Origin of the sequence: Curtobacterium flaccumfaciens (genome assembly GCF_018598405.1) — a bacterium.
GTDB classification, from domain to species: Bacteria; Actinomycetota; Actinomycetes; order Actinomycetales; family Microbacteriaceae; genus Curtobacterium; species Curtobacterium aurantiacum.
Window position 1 is genome coordinate 1 of record NZ_JAHEWS010000004.1, and the last position, 17,348, is coordinate 17,348.

The window sequence follows — 17,348 nt, forward strand, 5'->3', positions numbered from 1 at the left end:
GCTCGGCGACGCCTACGTCCTCAACGGCGCCGGAGCGGGCGCAGGCTTGCTGGGCGTGCTGGGCGTGCTGGGCCTGGACGGGGTGCTCGGCTTGCTCGGGGTGCTCGGCTTCGCGGGGGTGCCGGGGTTCGACGGCGTGCTCGGCTGGGCCGGGCTGGAGGTGCCGTCGCCGGTGCTGCCGCCGGTGCCGGTGTTGCCGCCACCGGATGTGCCGGTCGTGCTGCCGCCGCTGCCGCCGCTGTTGCCGCCGGCGTCGCGCGTCTGCTTCGCGATGGCCGCCGCGGCGGTCTTCGCCTGCTGCGCGTTCCAGTACGCGGTCTCCGTCGCGACGCTCGTGCCCTTCAGGTACGCGAGCTGGCGCAGGACCTCGGCCTGCTGGCCCTGTTCCTTCTGCACCCGGGCCTGGGCACCTGCGGCCACGTCGTTGGCCGTCGCGAAGGTGGTCTTCGTCGCTTCGGTCGCCTTGCTCAGGGCCTTCTCGGCCGCGGACTGCTGGGCGGCCAGGGACTCGACGGTCTTCTGGTCGGCGCGTGCCTCGGCCAGGACCGTCGCGGAGCGCTCGGACAGGTGCGACATCGTGCCGACGCGGTAGAGCAGGTCCTTCGAGCCGGACGCGTCCACGAGCATCGTCGTCGACAGGTCACCGCCGCCCGTGCGGGACAGCTCGACCACGAGGCCGGCGACCTGGCCGGCCGAGTCTTCCGCCCGGGCCTTCGCACGCTTCGACTGCGCGGACAGGTCGGCGAGGGTGTCCTTCGCGTCCTGCTGCTGCGACACCGCGAGCGCGTACGCCTGCCCGGCCTGCTGCTCGGCGACACCGGCCTGGTCCGCGGCGTCCTGCAGCGTGCTGAGCCGGTCGCTCAGCTCGTCGACCGTCTGCTGGGCGTCGGCCGCATCGGACTTGGCGGCCTTGACGTCGTCCCATGACGGACCCGAGGGTGCGGCCTGGGCCGGTCCGGCTATGACGACCGACAGGCCGATGCCGAGCACGGCGATGGTCGCGATCCCGCAGGAGAACGAGCGAGCGGAGGTGGTCATGACGTGGGTCGACGCCTTCTGGTGGCGCTGATGCTCATACCGAGATCCCCCGCGCTGCCATGAAGGGGACCGGGTCGACGGCAGCGCCGTTGATCCGGGTCTCGAAGTGGAGGTGGCACCCGGTCGACCATCCGGTCGAGCCGATCTTGGCGATCTGCTGTCCCGCGGTGACGTGCTGGCCGGCGGTGACCATGATCCCGCCGTCGACGACGTGGCCGTACGCCGTGGAGATGCCGCCGCCGTTGTCGAGGATGACCTCGTTGCCGTAGCCGCCACCGTTGCCGGCGAAGGTCACGGTGCCGTCGTGCGCCGCGTAGATCGGGGCGTAGCAGGCGGGGGCGAGGTCGACCCCGGCGTGCAGGGCGCTGACGTGCGTGTACGGGTCGACGCGGTAGCCGTAGGGGCTGGTCTGGAACCCGCCGGCGGGTCGCACCCACCCGGAGGCGTTGGCGCTGCCGCCACCGGCACCGCCCTGGCTGGTCGCCGGGGCGTGCGCGGCTGCCTTCGCGGCGGCTGCGGCGATGCGGGCCTGACGGGCCTTCTCGGCGGCGACGCCCTTGCGGTAGTCGGCCTCGACGCCACGCTGCTTCGAGGTGAGGGCGGTCAGCTGCGCTTCGAGCCGGGCCTCGTTGTCGTTCTGGGCGTCGACGGCGGTCTGTGCCGCGTCGGCAGCGCCCTGGGCTTCCTGCATCTTCGACTGCGCGGCGTCGGCGAGGTCCCCGAGGGCGTTCTTGGCACGGTCGGCCTTGTCGGCGAGACCCTGGGCGACACCCTGGTCCTGCGAGGCCTGCGAGTAGATGCCCTCGGACTGCTCGCTGAGCTTCGACATGGCGCCGAGTTCGTAGAGCAGGTCTCCGGAGTCCGAGGGGTGCGTGAGGATGTCGGTCGTCACGTCGTTGGCGCCCGCCCGGCCGAGCTGCGCGGCGAGCTGGCCGGCCTGCGCCTCGGACTGCGCGGCGGTCTGTTCGGCCTCGTTCGCCTGCGACTGGAACTTCTTCTGCTTGAGTGTCGCCTCGTCGTACTTGTTCTGCGCCGCCTGGTACGCCTCACCGGCGGTCTGTGCGGCCTTCTGCTTCGCCGCCGCCTCGCTCTTGAGCGACGAGATGAGCGACTTGATCTCGCCGACCTTTGCCTGCTGGGCGCTGGTCGAGGACTTCGCCTGCTGCACCTCGTCCCAGCTGGGGTAGCTCGCCGCACTGGCCGACGACGCGGGCGCGAGGGCCGCGAGCGTGCCGGCGGTGAGCGCGACGGCGACCGCAGCGGCGACGAGGCGGCTGCGGGTGCGGAGGGAGAGCGGTGTGGAGGTCGACATGTATCTCGATTTCGTAACAGCGCGGCAAGGCTCACGCACGTAACACTGTTAACAGTTGCAACAGTAACAACAGGGGTCGCAGGCTCGACAGCCCCTCGGAAGAGGGGCGCGACCGCCCACGATGCTCGCACCGACACCTTTCCGAGCACCGTGTGCCGGGAGCGCGACACGCCGGGGATGCACGGTTGGCGGGGCCGGATTTGTGAAACCCCGGGGGCATCCGTATGCTTGTCCATCGGTAGCGCGATGCACTGCTTGCGGCCCTATCGTTTAGTGGCCTAGGACACCGCCCTTTCACGGCGGCAGCACGGGTTCGAATCCCGTTGGGGTCACTCCTTGAGTGAGCGAGCAAGTAGTACTGAACAACACCACAGCAAGACACAACACGCAGTACCCACAACACAACATGGCCCTGTAGCGCAGCTGGTTAGCGTGCCGCCCTGTCACGGCGGAGGTCGCGGGTTCAAGTCCCGTCAGGGTCGCCACGGCTGGATAGCTCAGTTGGTAGAGCGTTCGACTGAAAATCGAAAGGTCCACGGATCGATGCCGTGTCCAGCCACCGGTGAAGGCCCCCTGCTTCGGCAGGGGGCCTTTTCCGTTGTCCGGCCGGCTTCGGTGGCTAGGCCTCGCGGGTCTTCGGGCTGCTGTCGTTCGTCTTCGCGGGGTCGCGCTCGACCACGGCGCCCAGGGCATCGTCGATCCGCGACATGAGCTCCGCCGGGATCGTGACGCCGGCAGCGCCCGCGTTGTCGTGCACCTGCTCCGGACGCGAGGCCCCGATGATCGCCGAGGCGACGTTCTCGTTCTGCAGGACCCAGGCGACCGCGAGCTGCGCCATCGACAGGTTGAGCTCGTCGGCGACCGGCTGCAGCTCCTGCACCGAGGACAGCACCTCGTCACGCATGAACCGCTTGATCATGTCCGCGCCGCCCTTGTCGTCGGTCGCGCGGGAGCCCTCGGGCAGCGGCTGACCCGGCTTGTACTTGCCGGTGAGCACGCCCTGGGCGATCGGGGACCAGACGATCTGCGAGATGCCGAGTTCCTTCGAGGTGGGGACGACCTCTTCCTCGATGACCCGCCACAGTGCCGAGTACTGCGGCTGGTTCGAGATGAGCTGGAAGCCGAGGTCCTTCGCGAGCGCAGCACCCGCGCGCAGCTGGTCCGCGGTCCACTCGCTGACGCCGACGTACAGGACCTTGCCCTGACGCACGATGTCCGCGAAGGCCTGCATCGTCTCTTCGAGCGGGGTCTCGTGGTCGTAGCGGTGCGCCTGGTACAGGTCGACGTAGTCCGTCTGCAGTCGCTGCAGCGAGCCGTCGATCGACTCGAGGATGTGCTTGCGGGACAGCCCGGTGTCGTTGTGGCCCTTCGGACCGGTCGGCCCGAACACCTTCGTGGCGATCTCGAGGGACTGGCGCCGCTCCCCCTTGAGCGCTTCGCCGAGGACCGTCTCCGCGCCGGTGTTGGCGTAGACGTCGGCGGTGTCGAACGTCGAGATGCCGACCTCGAGGGCCGCCCTGACGCAGGCGATCGCCGCGTCGTTCTCGACCTGGGATGCGTGGGTGAGCCAGTTGCCGTAGGTGATCTCGGAGACCTTGAGGCCCGAGTTGCCGAGGTAGCGGTACTCCATGTGCGTGTCACTCCTGTCGTGGGGCGCGTCGGTGCGACCCGAACCGTGACGGTAGTCCGACGTCGTCGCCGCGCACTCGGCGAGGCGGCGCGGCACTGTACGCTGATGTTTCAGGAACGGTCTGCAAAGACGAAACCCCGGCGATGTGGCCTGAGCCAGTGATCGTTCCGGGGTCTTCGATATATGAGTTTACGGGGCGAGCGTTCGATGTCAACTGGAGGTCGCGTGGAGCCGGCGGACGTCGTGGACCTGCTGACCCGGGAACGCCTTCGTTCCTACTTCCACGCTGTGCCCGACGACGCACGCGCTGTCGGGCTCTACGAATGGAACATGCGAGCTGCAGCTGCCGTGATGGAGCTGACCGGGGCGGTCGAGATCGTGGTGCGCAACGCCGCAGACGTGCAGCTCCGCGCTTGGGCAACTGCTCGTCACCCCGGCTCATCCTGGCTCGACGTCGTTCCCCTCGACGCCCAAGGCAAGAACGATCTGGTCGTCGCGCGACGACGTGCCACGCGAGGGGGGAAACGAGCAGAAGTGCACGGGCGAGTCGTCGCCGAACTGAGCTTCGGGTTCTGGCGGTACCTGTTCGAGTCTCGTTACCTGACGGCCCTGTGGACACCAACACTCCACCGCGCGTTCCCACACGGCCCGGCGGATGCGCTGACTCGCCAGCGCGAGGTTCGGACGCGGATGCAGCAACTGCACTTCGTGCGGAACCGCGCCGCGCACCACGAGCCGATCCATGGGCGTGATCTTCGGCGGGACCACGACTACGCGATCGAACTGCTCGGATGGATCCACCCCGCCGCCGCGGCTTGGGCACAGGACGTGACGATGCTCGGCACGGTGCTCGATGCCCGACCCAGCCTCTGAGGTGCAGGATCGAAAGGGTTGCGGCACGGAGCGGTGCCGCCGGAAGCGAGGGAGCATCCATGACCGGAGCGAGCGTGTTGTTCATCGGCGGGAGCGGCGTCATCAGCGCCGCCTGCGTCCGGGAAGCCGTCGAGCACGGGTTCGACGTGACCGTGCTCAACCGGGGGACCACCGGGGGCAGGCCGATCCCGGAGGGTGTGACGCGCCTCCAGGCCGACGTTTCGGACCGCAGCGCACTGGCGGACGCACTCGGCGACCAGCGCTTCGACGTGGTCGTGAACTGGATCGCCTTCACGCCGGACCAGGTGCAGGCCGACGTCGACTTCTTCGCCGGGCGGACGCGGCAGTACGTGTTCATCAGCTCGGCCTCGGCGTACCAGACGCCGGCGACGCACCTGCCGATCACGGAGTCGACGCCGTTGAAGAACCCGTACTGGCAGTACTCGCGCGACAAGATCGCGTGCGAGGAGCTGCTGATGCAGGCGTACCGGGAGCAGGACTTCCCGGTGACGATCGTGCGGCCGTCGCACACCTACGACGAGACGAAGCTGCCGCTGACCGGCGGGTGGACCGCGGTCGCCCGGATGCGCGCCGGCAAGCCGGTGATCATCACGGGCGACGGCACTTCGCTGTGGACCCTGACGCACAGCCGTGACTTCGCGGTCGGGTTCACCGGGCTGCTCGACCGGGCCGAGGCGATCGGCGAACCCTTCACGATCACGAGCGACGAGGCGCCGACGTGGAACGCCATCGCCCACGAGATCGCTGCTGCGGCCGGAGTCGACGACCTGCGCATCGTGCACGTGCCGGCGGACGCGATCAACGCGGTCGACCCCGAGTGGGGCGCGGCGCTGCTCGGCGACAAGGCGAACAGCTCGGTGTTCGACAACAGCAAGGTCCGGTCGCTCGTGCCGTGGTACCGGCCGCGCACGACCTACCGGCAGGGTGTGCGCGAGGTCATCGCCTGGTACGAGGCGCACCCCGAGGAGCAGGTCGTCGACGAGCGGCTCGATGCCCTGATGGACGAGCTGGCGGCGCGCTGGGCCGTGTGAGTCGCGGCGCGCACGCAAGACACCGGTGTTCGCGCTCCGCACCGCGGGATGCGGGGGTTCAACGCGCGAACACCGGTGTCTTGCGGATCAGATCAGGCGCGCGCCGTCAGGACGTCAGCCAGGGTTCCGACCGCGAAGCGCACCTCGTCGTCGGTGACGACCAGGGGCGGCGCGAAGCGGATCGTCGACCCGTGGGTGTCCTTCACCAGGAGCCCGCGGTCGGCGAGGTCCTTCGCGATCGCCTTGCCGGTGCCGAGTGCGGGGTCGATGTCGATCCCGGCCCAGAGTCCGGCCACGCGGTGGGACACGACGCCGTGCCCGATGAGCTCGTCGAGCAGGCCGCGCAGCAGCGGTTCGCCGTCGAGGGCCCGCTGCTGGAACGTGCCCTCGCCGAGCATCGCCACGACCTCGGCACCGACGGCCGCCGCGAGCGGGTTGCCGCCGAAGGTCGACCCGTGCTCGCCGGGACGCAGGACCCCGAGGACGGCAGCCGAACCGACGACCGCCGACACCGGCACGATGCCGCCGCCGAGGGCCTTCCCGAGCGTGATGAGGTCGGGGCGCACGCCGACACGCTGCACCGCGAGCGTGTGCCCCGTGCGACCGAGGCCGGACTGGATCTCGTCGGCGATGAACAGCGCACCGAACTCGTCGCAGACCGCCCGGACTTCAGGGAGGTACGACTCCGGCGGGATGACCACGCCGCCCTCACCCTGGATCGGCTCGAGCAGCACGGCGACGACGGTCTCGTCCATCGCCTCGCGCAGGGCCGCAGCGTCGCCGTACGGCACCGTGCGGAAGCCGGGCGTGAACGGCCCGAAGTCGTCGTGGGCCGATGGGTCGTCCGAGAACGAGATGATCGTCGTGGTGCGGCCGTGGAAGTTCCCGGACGCGACGATGATCGTCGCCCGCTCGGCCGGCACGCCCTTGACGCGGTAGCCCCAGGCGCGGGACACCTTGATCGCGGACTCGACGGCCTCGGCACCGGTGTTCATCGGCAGGACCATCTCGGTCTCCGTCAACGCCGCCAGTGCTGCGGCGAACGGCCCGAGCTGGTCGTTCACGAACGCGCGACTCGTGAGCGTCACACGGTCGAGCTGCGCCCGTGCGGCGTCGAGCAGCCGCGGGTTGCCGTGGCCGAAGTTCACCGCGGAGTACGCGGCGAGGCCGTCCAGGTACTGCTTGCCGTCGACGTCCGTGACGGTGGCTCCGGCACCCGACGCGATGACGACGGGCAGCGGGCTGTAGTTGTGCGCGAGGGCGCGGTCCTCGACGGCGAGCGCCGCCGCGGTGTTGACCCCGAGCGACGCTGCCGCCGACATCAGCTGACCCCGAGCGAACGCGCGACCGAGGTGCCGGTGCCGACCGGGTGCAGGTCGAGGGTGCAGCACTTCACGCCGCCGCCGCCGAGCAGCAGCTCGGACAGGTCGACGCCGATCGGGTTGTAGCCCTTCTCGCGCAGCTGCTCGGCGAACCGAACAGCCCGGGCGGCGATCACGACGTTGTACCCGTCGGAGTACGAGTTCAGGCCGAGGATCGCGGCGTCCTCTTCGGTGGCGATGATCGCGTCCGGGAAGCGCTCGCGCAGGATGGCCAGCGACGGCTCGTCGAAGGCGCTCTCGAGGTACGCGATGTTGCTCGTCCCGTCGGCGGCAGGCTCCGGGTCGAGCACGGCGATGGCGGTGTCGAGGTGGTAGAAGCTCGGGTTGATGAGCTTGAGCGTGACGACCTCGCGGCCGTAGATCGTCGCGAGCTCGTCGTGCGAGGTGCTGTCGGACCGGAAGCCGGTGCCGGCGAAGATCGTGTCCCCGATGAGCAGGAAGTCACCCTCGCCCTCGTTGGTCTGCTCCGGCTCGGCGACGGTCAGACCGGCCTGACGGAACCAGTCCATGTACGCGGGGCCCTCGGGCTGGCGCTCGGGGTACTGGAACTTCGCGCCGTACGCGATGCCGTCGAGGACGAACCCGCCGTTGGCCGCGTAGACCATGTCCGGCAGGCCGTCGATGGGGTCGATGTACGAGATGTCGAAGCCGAGCCGCTCGTAGACGGCGACGAGCGACTCCCACTGCTCGACGGCCTTCGACGTGTCGGTCGGCTCCTCCGGGTGCATCCACGGGTTGATCCGGTAGCTCACGGTGTAGAAGTCCGGCTTGCACATCAGGATCGTCCGCTTGGTCGCGGTACGGGCCGGTGCATCGGTGGTCGAGGGTGCGGTGTTCGACATCAGTCCTCCTGGAAGGGACCGGGGCCCGAGCCTGCCAGGAACCGAAACGGAACGAGGAGAAGAGCTCCGGTGAGATGCAGGCTCACTCACCGCAGCGGACCAGGTCGACGCCGAGTCGATCCTTCCACAGACTCACCGCAGCGGAACAGTGACACTCAAGCATCGACGCCACTCCGGTCCTTCCACAGACCGTCCACCGAGTGCAGTCCCCCGCCTGCGGGACCGTGACACCCGTTCGGGTGACGCACGTTTCGTGCGCGAGAACCACCGCGCTCGCAAGAAGTCGGCGTACGATAGGGGACAAATGGATACGCTCGACCACCGCATCCTGGATCAGCTCCGGGACAACGCCCGCGCCGGCTACGGCGACATCGGGTCGGTGGTCGGACTCTCGGCCTCGGCCGTGAAGCGCCGCGTCGACCGGCTGGTCGGTGACGGCGTCATCCAGGGCTTCACGATCAAGGTCGACCCCGCCGTCGAGGACCGCGGCACCGAGGCCTGGGTGGAGCTCTACTGCCGCGGCACCGTCTCGCCGGACGAGCTGCGTGCCCTGCTCGACACCGTCCCCGAGGTCATCGACGCCGGCACGGTCACCGGCAGCGCCGACGCCGTCGTGCACATGCGCTCGAAGGACCTCTCCGCGCTCGAGGAGGCGCTCGACAAGGTCCGCCTCGCACCCCAGGTCGACCACACCCGCTCCGCGATCGTGCTCTCCAAGCTCGTCAGTCGAGAGACCGCGTAACGTCCCACGCATGGGACGGAAGACGGTCTGGAGGCGCGACTCGGCACCCACGGGATCGCGCCCGGCCCGGCAGCTGGTCACCGCTGCGAGCGTCGCCTACGTCGCGAACTGCCTGTGGGGCACCGCGGTCGCCGTGCGGCTGATCCGCACGAAGAAGCTCCGCGTCGTGCACCACGGGCTGTTCGTCGTGACCGCGACCCTGACCGGCGTCGCCGCGACGACCCCTGTGTGGACGCGTGACCGGACCGCACTGTTCCTGCTGCCGGCACTGGTGCCCCTGGCGGTCGCTCCACGCACGAACCCGCGCTCCGGAGCACACTGGAAGGTCGCGGTCGCCGCCGCACCGTCCTACCTGGGGGCCGTGCTCGCCCGCAGGCGATCAGAGAGGTGAGCAGTGGAGCTGTTCGAGGCCATCCGACGACGACGCACGACGAACGGGCCGTTCCTGCCCGATCCGGTTTCGGACGAGCACCAGCGGCTGCTCATGGAGCTCGCCGGACGGGCACCGTCGCAGCTCAACAGCCAGCCGTGGCGCTTCGTGCTGATCGAGGAGCGCCAGACGATCGACCGCGTCGCCGAGATCAGCGGCAGCTCGATGACCCGCACGATGGCCGAGGGCACGTTCTTCGAGCGGTACAAGCCGTACTTCCGGTTCTCGAAGGCCGAGATGGACGAGCGGCGCGACGGCATGCTGTTCGACAAGCTCCCCGGGCCGTTGCGGCCGTTCACGAAGCAGGTGTTCACGAAGCGCGGGCAGCTGCTCATGAACACGCTCCGGGTACCGCAGACCCTGGGTGAGGAGAACCGGAAGCTCGTCGCCGGGTCGCCGCTGCTGCTCGGCGTGATGCTCGACCGCCACGAGTACCGGAAGGAGGAGCTGTCCGGCTTCTACTCGGTGTTCAGCATGGGCGCGGCGATGGAGAACATCTGGCTCGCGACGACCGAGCTCGGCCTGGGGATCCAGTTCGTGTCATTCCCGATGGAGACCCCCGGCGCGTGGGAGGAGATCGAGGGACTGCTCCGCGTGCCCGAGTCGCTCGAGCTGATGGCCGTCTACCGGATCGGGTACCTGCCGCCGGAACGACGACGGCCAGCCATCGACTGGACGTCGAGCGAGCGGAAGCGGCCCTCGCAATACGTGTTCCGCGGCACCTGCGACACCCCGCAGCGCGGGTGGGACGACGCACCCGTCGCAGCCCACATCGAACCGGAGGCGACCACACCGTGACCGACACCCGACCAACCCAGAGCACCCCGGGCCTCCCGGCCGTCGCCCCCGGCCTGCCGGGCCGCCCCTGGATCTCGCAGGACTGGCTCGATGTCGTCTTCGTGCACTGGCGCGTCGACGTGTCGGCGGTGGCCCCGCTGCTGCCGGCCGGCACCCGACCCGACACGATGGCGCTCGACGGCACCGACGACGGGGTGACCACCTGGGTGGGCCTCATCGCGTTCCGGTTCGAGGACACCCGGTTCCCGCCGTTCTCGACCGGGAGCATCGGTGACTTCGTCGAGCTGAACGTCCGCGTCTACACGGTCGACGAACAGGGGCAGCGCGGGGTCGTGTTCCTGTCGCTCGACGCCGGCAAGCTCCTGCCGACCATCGGCGCACGCGTCGCGACCGGACTGCCGTACCGGTGGGCGGTCGCGGAGTCGCGCAGCGGTGACGGCCGCGTGGGGTACGCGATGCGTCGGCACGGCACCCACCTGCGGTCGATGCTCGACGTCCGTGTGGGCGAGGTGCTCGACGAGCCGGGGCCCCTCGAGACGTTCCTGACGGCGCGGTGGGGCATGCACGTGCACCGGGCCGGGCGGACGCGGTTCTGGCCGAACGAGCACGAGTCGTGGCCGTTGCACCGGGCCTCGGTGGTGTCGCTGCGGGACGACCTGGTCGGCGCGGCCGGGCTGCCCTTCGGGTTGACGGAGCTCGAGCCGGACTCGGTGCTCTACTCGCCGGGGGTCACGACGCGGTTCGGTCGGGGGCGCTGAGGGCGGGCTGCTGCCGCATCGGGGGACAGCGGCTGAGTGGTGCACGGCCGACCGCAGGTACAAGGGAGCCATGACTCGAGTGGCAGTGGTGACCGGTGGATCCGCAGGACTGGGACGGGCGACCGTCCGGGAGCTCGCCGCACGGGGGTGGGACGTGGCCGTCCTGGCCCGCGGGCAGGAGGGCGTGGACGCGGCGGTCGCCGAGGTCGAGGCCGCCGGGCGTCGCGGGCTGGCCCTGGTCGCCGACGTCTCCGACCGCGACGCCGTCGAGGCCGCAGCCGACCGGGTCGAGCAGGAGCTCGGACCGATCGACCTGTGGGTGAACGGCGTGATGGTCGGGGTGTTCGGGAAGTTCCTCGACACCGCCCCGGAGGACTTCGAGCGGGCGCTGCACGTGACCTACCTCGGCTTCGTGAACGGCACCCGGTCGGCGCTGTCGCGGATGGTCCCCCGCGGCCGTGGGCACGTGATCCAGGTCGGTTCGGCGCTCGGGTTCCGCGGGATCCCCCTGCAGGCCGCGTACTGCGGTGCGAAGCACGCGATCGTCGGGTTCACCGAGTCCGTCGTCTCCGAGCTGCGCGAACAGGGCAGCAAGGTCAAGGTGTCCCGCGTGGACATGCCGGCCCTCAACACGATCCAGTTCCAGTGGGTGAAGTCGAAGCTGCCGCACCACCCGCAGCCGGTCGCCCCCATCTACCAGCCCGAGGTCGGCGCCCGCGCCATCGCCGCCGTGGCGGAACGACCGCGCAGCCGCACCTGGGTGGGCGAGTCGACGGTCTACACGATCCTCGGCAACCGGATCAGCGGACGCTTCGCCGACTGGTACGCCGCCAAGACCCTGGTCGACGGGCAACAGGCCCCCGACAAGGACGGCCTCGAGATGCGGGACAACCTGTACGAGCCGGTTCCGGGCGACCACGGCGCGCACGGGGTCTTCGACGAGTCCGCGCACGCGTGGTCGCCGCAGACCTGGTGGGTGGAGCACCGCCGGGTCGGCAACGGCATCATCGGGGCCGTGCTCGGTGTCGCCGGGGCCGTCGCACTCGTCGCGGGACGCCGACGATGAGCCGCCGGTCGTCGACCGTGAGCGGGACAGCCGTCGTCGAGCTGGCCCGGGCCGGGCTCGGCCTGTGGCACCTGAGCCGTGCGGCCCGAGGGTCTGACCAGGCCGTCCTGCACGGCGTGCTCGGGGTCCGGCAGGTCGCACAGGCCGTCCTCGTCGCGCGGGCTGGTTCCGGCAACGCGCACACCCTGAGCGCCGTCGTGGACACCTTGCACGGCGCGACGATGGTGCCGCTGGCCGTCGCCGATCCCCGTCGACGCCGGTTCGCGGGCGACCAGCTCTGGATCGCCGCCGTCCTGGCGATCGCCGAGGCAGCGGTCGTCGGTCGCGGAGGACGCCGCTGAGTCCTGTCGGGGGTGCTCGGTAGCGTCCCCGGCATGAGCACGATCTACTCCGTCGCGTCCTCGCTGGACGGCTTCGTCGCAGCGCCCGACGACGACCTCGACTGGCTGCTGCAGTTCGGGTTCGAGCCGTTCCAGGAGCACCACGACCGGTTCTTCGCCGGCGTCGGCGCGATCGCGATGGGGTCGACGACGTACGAGTGGTTGCTCGAACACGACGACACGTGGGCGTACCCGGACCGGGCGACCTGGGTGTTCACGACCCGCGACCTGCCGGTGCCCGACGGAGCCGACGTGCGGTTCGTGTCCGGCGCGGTCGGCGACCACCAGGCCGACCTCGAGCGTGTCGCCGACGGCCGTGACGTCTGGGTCGTCGGCGGCGGACTGCTCGCGGCGCAGTACCAGCAGGCGGGCATCCTCGACGAGCTGCGCGTCACCGTGATGCCGGTCGCGCTCGGTGCCGGAGCACCCCTGCTGCCGGTCGCCGCACCGACCCCGGTGTTCGAGCTCGTGGGCACCACGCCGTTCGACGGCGGAGCGGTCGAGCTCCACTACCGTTCCGCAGCAACCGCGGCGTAGCGTCCGGAGCATGAGCGACAACGAGCAGACCGAGCCCGTCATGGACGGTGCCACCGATGCCACGAACCACGAGAAGCTGCAGGGCCTGATCGAGCAGGTCGACCACGACCACGCGGGTGAAGGTGCCGGCGCGATGGCGGACCACCTCCGGGACCGCATGGACGAGACCGGCGTCGAGGACGAAGAGGGCGGGGACGGCGAGGACTGATCCTCGGGTCACTTCGTGAGCAGAAGAGGTCGGGTCCCCACACGGGACCCGACCTCTTCTGCTCACGACCCGGAACGCACGCAGCGCAACGCGCGAAGCGGAAGTGCCTAGACCCGCAGCTCGGAGAAGTCGCTGTCGACGTCGCCGAACCGGTGCGCGGTGATCGACACCGACTGCTCGCGCAGGTACGGCAGCATCTCGATCACTCCGGCCTCGACCACCGGGGCGTCGTGGATCGCGACGTCGATGCTCGCACCCAGGGCTTCTTCGAGGGCGAGGGGGTCGCCGCCGAGCAACCGGATGCGTGCACCGGGACCACCGAACGCCGTGTGCGCCGGGCGGTCCTGCCCCTGTGACAACACGGCCTCGAGCGCGTCGACGGGCTGTTCGTCCTGGCCACTGGACCAGTCCGCCTGGAACACGGCCCCCGACGATGCGCGGGCGTGGAAGTCCTGGTCGGACTCCACCAGGTGGTCGACGACGTCGAGCGGGGACCGGTTCGACGCCAGCAGCTGCGTGAGCGGACCAGGCAGCGGTCGAGCCGTGCTGAGCAGGATGTGCGCACGTGCCGAGGTCGCTGCGACGAGCGTCCGGACAAGGTCCACGGTCGAGGCGTCCTCGGCCTGGCGGACGATGACGGACTGGGGCCGGTGGCGCAGCACGTTCCGCTGCACCACGAGCCCGGACAGGTCCTGCGACCGGAACAGGGTCTCTCGTGCGCGGACGTCGCTCAGGGCCCCCGCGCGGACGCGGTCGAACTCCTCGAACGACAGCCCGCTGCGTGCCGCCTCGATGACGGCGGTCACGCGCGGGGGCAGGCCGTGCAGCTGGATGCTCCGGTGCACCGTGCGGGGCGTGGGCAGCCAGCGGCCGAGCGTCGCGACGTACATCGGGCCGCCGGCCTTGGTGCCGGTGCCGACCGAGGAGCCCTTCCAGCCGCCGAACGGCTGCCGTCCCACGACGGCACCGGTGATGCCGCGGTTGACGGACAGGTTGCCGGCACGGACCCGGGCGAGCCACTCGGACACCTCGTCCACGTCGAGCGAGTGGATGCCCGCCGTCAGCCCAAAGTCGGTGCCGTTCTGGATCGCGATCGCCTGCTCGAGGGTCTCGGCGCGCATGACGCCGAGCACCGGGCCGAAGAACTCGGTCTGGTGGAAGTCGCTGCCGGGGCGGACGCCGTCGCGGATGCCGGGCGACCAGAGCCGGCCGGAGTCGTCGACCGCCTCGGGCTGCACGAGCCAGGACTCCCCCGGCCCGAGCTCGGTCAGGCCCCGGCGCAGCTTGCCCTGCGGTTCGGCGATGACCGGACCGACTTGTGCGGTGGGATCGTCGGGCCACGCGACCCGGAGTGTGCGGGTGGCGTCGACGAGCTGCCGCTGGAACCGCTCGCTCTCGCCGACCGACCCGACCAGGATCACGAGGGACGCCGCCGAGCACTGCTGTCCCGCGTGCCCGAACGCGGACTGCACGATGTCCTGCACCGCCAGGTCGAGGTCGGCGCTCGGCGTGACGACGATCGCGTTCTTGCCGCTCGTCTCGGCGGTGAGCGGCAGGCCGGCGCGCCACCAGCGGAACGAGCGGGCGGTGTCGGACGAGCCGGTCAGAATGATGCGGTCGACGGTGGGGTGGCCGATGAGGTCGCGGCCGAGTTCGTCCTCGGCCAGGTCGACGAGCTGCAGCAGCGAGTGCGGCACCCCGGCGTCCCAGAGCACGTCGGCGAGCACGGCACCGGAGCGCTTCGCCTCGGGCGCGGGCTTGAGCACGACACCGCTGCCCGCGGCGAGCGCCGCCAGCACGCCGCCCGCGGGGACCGCGACGGGGGAGCTCCACGGCGGCACGACGACGGTCAGCCGCGGCGGCACGTACTGCGCGCCCTCGATGTCGCCCAGGCGGCGGGCGCTCTCGGCGTAGTAATGGGCGGCGTCGACGGCCTCGGTGACCTCGGTGTCGGCCTCACCGAAGGTCTTGCCGGTCTCGGCGGCCATCACCTCGATCAGGTCGGCCCGGCGGGTCTCGAGTTCGTGTCCGATGAGGTCGAGGAGTTCGGCGCGGTCGGACGGGTCCTGCCGCCCCCAGTTCACACCGGCCTGGGCCGTGCGGGCCATGATCCGTTCGAGCTTCGAGCGGTCGGCGACCTTCGCGCCGCGGATCGTCTGCGCACCCAGCTGCGAGCGCGGCACCCGGCGCAGGACGTCGAGCGCCCACGCACGGTTGGCGGCGACGGACGGGTCGGTGTCCGGGGCGTTGCGGAACGCGTCCCGCAGGACGGGTTCGCCGAGCGCACGGTGGCGGTCCTGCGTGCGGTGGCTCGCGGGGACGGGCTCGTCGAGCGCCGCGACGGACGCCAGGTACCGGGCGTGCTCCCGCTCGAACACGCTGGCGTCGTGGTCGATGTCGGACGCGGCGGCGATGAAGTTCTCGGGGCTCGCGCTCTCCTGCAGGCGACGGGCGAGGTACGCGATGGCGGAGTCGAACTCGTCCGGCTGCACGACGGGCGTGTAGAGCAGGATCTGCCCGACGTCGGCACGGACGGCCTGCGCGTGCGTCGACGCCATGCCGAGCAGCATCTCGACGTCGACGGCGTCGGTGACCCCGCGGCGCTGCGCGAGCACCCACGCGGTGGCGAGGTCGAACAGGTTGTGCCCGGCGACCCCGATGCGCACGGCGTCGGTGCGCTCCGGCGTCAGCGCGGCGTCGAGCATCCGCAGGTAGGCCGTGTCGGTCTCGCGCTTGCTGCCCCAGGTGGCGAGGGGCCACCCGTGCAGGATCGCGTCGACGTGCTCCATGGCGAGGTTCGCGCCCTTGACGAGCCGCACCGTGATCGGGGCTCCGCCGCGCGCCCGGCGTTCCTGCGCCCACTCGGTCAGCGCGTCAAGTGCTCCCGCGGCGTCGGGCAGGTAGGCCTGCAGCACGATGCCGGCCGGCAGGTCGGCGAACTCGTCACGGTCGAGCAGCGCCCGGAACACGGCGAGGGTGACGTCGAGGTCGCGGTACTCCTCGATGTCGAGGTTGATGAACTTGGCGGGTCGGCCGGAGGCCATCGGCGCCGCGGCGGAGCGGTACAGCGGGACGAGTCGGTCGACGACGCGCTCGACCGTCTGGTCGAAGGCCCACGCCGACGTCTGTGGCACGACCGAGCTGACCTTGATCGACACGTGGTCGACGTCGTCGCGGGCGAGCAGGTCCATGGTGCCCTGCAGGCGGCGGTCGCTCTCGGCAGTGCCGAGGACGGCTTCGCCGAGCAGGTTGACGTTGAGCCGGGTGCCCGGCCCGCGCACCTTGGCGAGGGCCGGCCCGAGCTTGCTGGTGCTCGCGTCGATCACCAGGTGCCCCGTCATCCGGCGCAGGATCCGGCGCGCGGTGGGGATCACGGCCCACGGCGCCATGGTGGCGAAGCCGCCACCGAGGGTCACCGCCCCGCGGAGGTACCAGGCGAGGAAGTCGGGGACGTCGCGGCTCAGCTGTTCGAGGTTGCGCGCGGCGACGCGCGGGTCTTCGGGGCGGATGACCTTGTCCACGAACCCACGGGTGAAGCCGAGGCCCTGCTCGTCGCGCAGGACCTCGGCCAGACGAGCCGCGCCCGGGTCGGGCTTCACCCCGGCGGAGGCCGCCAGCCACCGGCGCACGAGCGCGACGGCGTCGTCGGTGGTGTCCTGGAGGCGAGCACTCGGCATCCTCCGATCGTATGCCGGACGTCCGACGCGACCTCGGAGCGCGCCGTACGTCGGCCAGGAGTCATCCGAGCGGATGAAAGCGCTGCCGCCGCTGACCGACCGTCCGCCCGGTGGATACGCTGGTCGGCATGTCGACGGAGGGCAACGGTGGCCACGACTGGGCCACCTGGGACGCGTACCACGACGTCTGGCGACGCCTGGACCGGGCGCTCGACCAGGCCGTGCAGGCCGGAGCCGGGATCTCCATCCCCGAGTTCGAGATCCTGATCGGCCTGCACCGTGACCCGGACCACCGTCTGCGCGTCCGGGACATCGCCGCCGGCATCGGCTGGGAGAAGTCGCGCGTCAGCCACCAGGTCACGCGCATGGTCTCCCGTGGCCTGGTCGAGCGGGCGGACTGCCCGAGCGACGGCCGCGGCAGCTGGGTGGTGATGACCACGGACGGTCGTCGCGCGGTGCTCGCCGGCATCCGAGCGCACACCGGTGCGCTGGAGGACCTGTTCTGGAGGCCCGTGGGGACCGACGCCGAGACGCTGCGGTCCGTCAGCGCGCGCGTCCAGGACGCGATCGGCCCGGACGACGCGGACGAGGCCGACGCCGGCTAGTGCACGGTGCCGGCCAGC

Annotated in this window: 17 protein-coding genes and 3 tRNA genes; 14 read left to right on the forward strand and 6 right to left on the reverse strand. The window is 70.8% G+C overall.

The features are described 5' to 3' along the window. Positions 1–12 precede the first annotated feature (12 nt). Entirely contained in the window at positions 13–1,038 is a 1,026-nt protein-coding gene (locus KK097_RS03480) for a coiled-coil domain-containing protein (RefSeq protein WP_214543716.1), read from the reverse strand. Between the two features lie 34 nt (positions 1,039–1,072). Next, entirely contained in the window at positions 1,073–2,350 is a 1,278-nt protein-coding gene (locus KK097_RS03485) for a M23 family metallopeptidase (RefSeq protein ID WP_214543717.1), read from the reverse strand. Between the two features lie 259 nt (positions 2,351–2,609). On the opposite strand from KK097_RS03485, the gene KK097_RS03490 reads away from it, so the two are divergent. The 3 genes from KK097_RS03490 to KK097_RS03500 all read left to right on the forward strand — a co-directional run bounded on the left by KK097_RS03490 (position 2,610) and on the right by KK097_RS03500 (position 2,909). Continuing rightward, positions 2,610–2,682, forward strand: a tRNA-Glu gene (locus KK097_RS03490). 76 nt (positions 2,683–2,758) lie between these two features. Then, positions 2,759–2,835: transfer RNA gene (locus KK097_RS03495), tRNA-Asp, on the forward strand. Position 2,836: 1 nt separating this feature from the next. Then, positions 2,837–2,909, forward strand: a tRNA-Phe gene (locus tag KK097_RS03500). 60 nt (positions 2,910–2,969) lie between these two features. Here KK097_RS03500 and KK097_RS03505 read toward each other — a convergent pair. Then, positions 2,970–3,980, reverse strand: a complete 1,011-nt coding sequence (locus KK097_RS03505) for an aldo/keto reductase family protein (RefSeq protein ID WP_214543718.1) — start codon at positions 3,978–3,980, stop codon at positions 2,970–2,972. Positions 3,981–4,223: 243 nt separating this feature from the next. On the opposite strand from KK097_RS03505, the gene KK097_RS03510 reads away from it, so the two are divergent. Together KK097_RS03510 and KK097_RS03515 are read left to right on the forward strand one after the other, a co-directional pair. Continuing rightward, positions 4,224–4,853: a hypothetical protein gene (locus KK097_RS03510; protein ID WP_214543719.1), complete on the forward strand. Its 630-nt coding sequence runs from the start codon at positions 4,224–4,226 to the stop codon at positions 4,851–4,853. Positions 4,854–4,912: 59 nt separating this feature from the next. Continuing rightward, positions 4,913–5,905, forward strand: coding sequence for an NAD-dependent epimerase/dehydratase family protein (locus tag KK097_RS03515; RefSeq protein WP_214543720.1), 993 nt, complete (start codon positions 4,913–4,915; stop codon positions 5,903–5,905). 92 nt (positions 5,906–5,997) lie between these two features. On the opposite strand, the gene rocD is transcribed toward KK097_RS03515, so the two are convergent. Further along, complete coding sequence (gene rocD / locus KK097_RS03520; protein ID WP_214543721.1) at positions 5,998–7,227, reverse strand: ornithine--oxo-acid transaminase; 1,230 nt, start codon at positions 7,225–7,227, stop codon at positions 5,998–6,000. Continuing rightward, positions 7,227–8,129 (reverse strand): dimethylargininase, encoded by a 903-nt coding sequence (ddaH, locus tag KK097_RS03525; protein WP_214543722.1) that lies wholly within the window; start codon positions 8,127–8,129, stop codon positions 7,227–7,229. Before ddaH ends, rocD begins: the two co-directional genes overlap by 1 nt. Before the next feature lie 304 nt (positions 8,130–8,433). Between ddaH and KK097_RS03530 the strand changes: the two genes are divergently transcribed. The 8 genes from KK097_RS03530 to KK097_RS03565 all read left to right on the forward strand — a co-directional run bounded on the left by KK097_RS03530 (position 8,434) and on the right by KK097_RS03565 (position 13,048). Beyond that, complete coding sequence (locus KK097_RS03530; RefSeq protein WP_017887694.1) at positions 8,434–8,871, forward strand: Lrp/AsnC family transcriptional regulator; 438 nt, start codon at positions 8,434–8,436, stop codon at positions 8,869–8,871. Positions 8,872–8,881: 10 nt separating this feature from the next. After that, a complete protein-coding gene (locus tag KK097_RS03535; RefSeq protein WP_214543723.1) occupies positions 8,882–9,262 on the forward strand; it encodes a hypothetical protein in 381 nt (126 codons plus the stop codon). 3 nt (positions 9,263–9,265) lie between these two features. Then, on the forward strand, positions 9,266–10,099 hold the full coding sequence (locus KK097_RS03540) for a nitroreductase family protein (RefSeq protein ID WP_214543724.1): 834 nt from the start codon (positions 9,266–9,268) through the stop codon (positions 10,097–10,099). Next, on the forward strand, positions 10,096–10,857 hold the full coding sequence (locus KK097_RS03545; RefSeq protein ID WP_214543725.1) for a YqjF family protein: 762 nt from the start codon (positions 10,096–10,098) through the stop codon (positions 10,855–10,857). Before KK097_RS03540 ends, KK097_RS03545 begins: the two co-directional genes overlap by 4 nt. A 70-nt stretch (positions 10,858–10,927) precedes the next feature. Continuing rightward, a complete protein-coding gene (locus KK097_RS03550) occupies positions 10,928–11,923 on the forward strand; it encodes an SDR family oxidoreductase (RefSeq protein WP_214543726.1) in 996 nt (331 codons plus the stop codon). 17 nt (positions 11,924–11,940) lie between these two features. Continuing rightward, a complete protein-coding gene (locus tag KK097_RS03555; protein ID WP_214543727.1) occupies positions 11,941–12,264 on the forward strand; it encodes a hypothetical protein in 324 nt (107 codons plus the stop codon). Positions 12,265–12,297: 33 nt separating this feature from the next. Beyond that, positions 12,298–12,840 (forward strand): dihydrofolate reductase family protein, encoded by a 543-nt coding sequence (locus KK097_RS03560; RefSeq protein ID WP_214531453.1) that lies wholly within the window; start codon positions 12,298–12,300, stop codon positions 12,838–12,840. Positions 12,841–12,850: 10 nt separating this feature from the next. Beyond that, positions 12,851–13,048, forward strand: coding sequence for a hypothetical protein (locus KK097_RS03565; protein ID WP_214531452.1), 198 nt, complete (start codon positions 12,851–12,853; stop codon positions 13,046–13,048). A gap of 107 nt (positions 13,049–13,155) precedes the next feature. On the opposite strand, the gene KK097_RS03570 is transcribed toward KK097_RS03565, so the two are convergent. Further along, the gene (locus KK097_RS03570) at positions 13,156–16,725 is read right to left on the reverse strand and encodes a bifunctional proline dehydrogenase/L-glutamate gamma-semialdehyde dehydrogenase (protein ID WP_214543728.1); all 3,570 of its coding nucleotides are present in this window, start codon (positions 16,723–16,725) and stop codon (positions 13,156–13,158) included. A gap of 128 nt (positions 16,726–16,853) precedes the next feature. Between KK097_RS03570 and KK097_RS03575 the strand changes: the two genes are divergently transcribed. Beyond that, entirely contained in the window at positions 16,854–17,330 is a 477-nt protein-coding gene (locus tag KK097_RS03575; protein ID WP_214543729.1) for a MarR family winged helix-turn-helix transcriptional regulator, read from the forward strand. Positions 17,331–17,348: the final 18 nt, after the last annotated feature.

What these genes read in the sequence shown, in the direction of transcription:
- KK097_RS03480 (WP_214543716.1), bottom strand. Translation starts at nt 1,038, where the DNA reads ATGACCACCTCCGCTCGCTCGTTCTCCTGCGGGATCGCGACCATCGCC.
- KK097_RS03485 (WP_214543717.1), bottom strand. Translation starts at nt 2,350, where the DNA reads ATGTCGACCTCCACACCGCTCTCCCTCCGCACCCGCAGCCGCCTCGTC.
- KK097_RS03505 (WP_214543718.1), bottom strand. Translation starts at nt 3,980, where the DNA reads ATGGAGTACCGCTACCTCGGCAACTCGGGCCTCAAGGTCTCCGAGATC.
- KK097_RS03515 (WP_214543720.1), top strand. Translation starts at nt 4,913, where the DNA reads ATGACCGGAGCGAGCGTGTTGTTCATCGGCGGGAGCGGCGTCATCAGC.
- rocD (WP_214543721.1), bottom strand. Translation starts at nt 7,227, where the DNA reads ATGTCGGCGGCAGCGTCGCTCGGGGTCAACACCGCGGCGGCGCTCGCC.
- ddaH (WP_214543722.1), bottom strand. Translation starts at nt 8,129, where the DNA reads ATGTCGAACACCGCACCCTCGACCACCGATGCACCGGCCCGTACCGCG.
- KK097_RS03530 (WP_017887694.1), top strand. Translation starts at nt 8,434, where the DNA reads ATGGATACGCTCGACCACCGCATCCTGGATCAGCTCCGGGACAACGCC.
- KK097_RS03535 (WP_214543723.1), top strand. Translation starts at nt 8,882, where the DNA reads ATGGGACGGAAGACGGTCTGGAGGCGCGACTCGGCACCCACGGGATCG.
- KK097_RS03550 (WP_214543726.1), top strand. Translation starts at nt 10,928, where the DNA reads ATGACTCGAGTGGCAGTGGTGACCGGTGGATCCGCAGGACTGGGACGG.
- KK097_RS03560 (WP_214531453.1), top strand. Translation starts at nt 12,298, where the DNA reads ATGAGCACGATCTACTCCGTCGCGTCCTCGCTGGACGGCTTCGTCGCA.
- KK097_RS03565 (WP_214531452.1), top strand. Translation starts at nt 12,851, where the DNA reads ATGAGCGACAACGAGCAGACCGAGCCCGTCATGGACGGTGCCACCGAT.
- KK097_RS03570 (WP_214543728.1), bottom strand. Translation starts at nt 16,725, where the DNA reads ATGCCGAGTGCTCGCCTCCAGGACACCACCGACGACGCCGTCGCGCTC.
- KK097_RS03575 (WP_214543729.1), top strand. Translation starts at nt 16,854, where the DNA reads ATGTCGACGGAGGGCAACGGTGGCCACGACTGGGCCACCTGGGACGCG.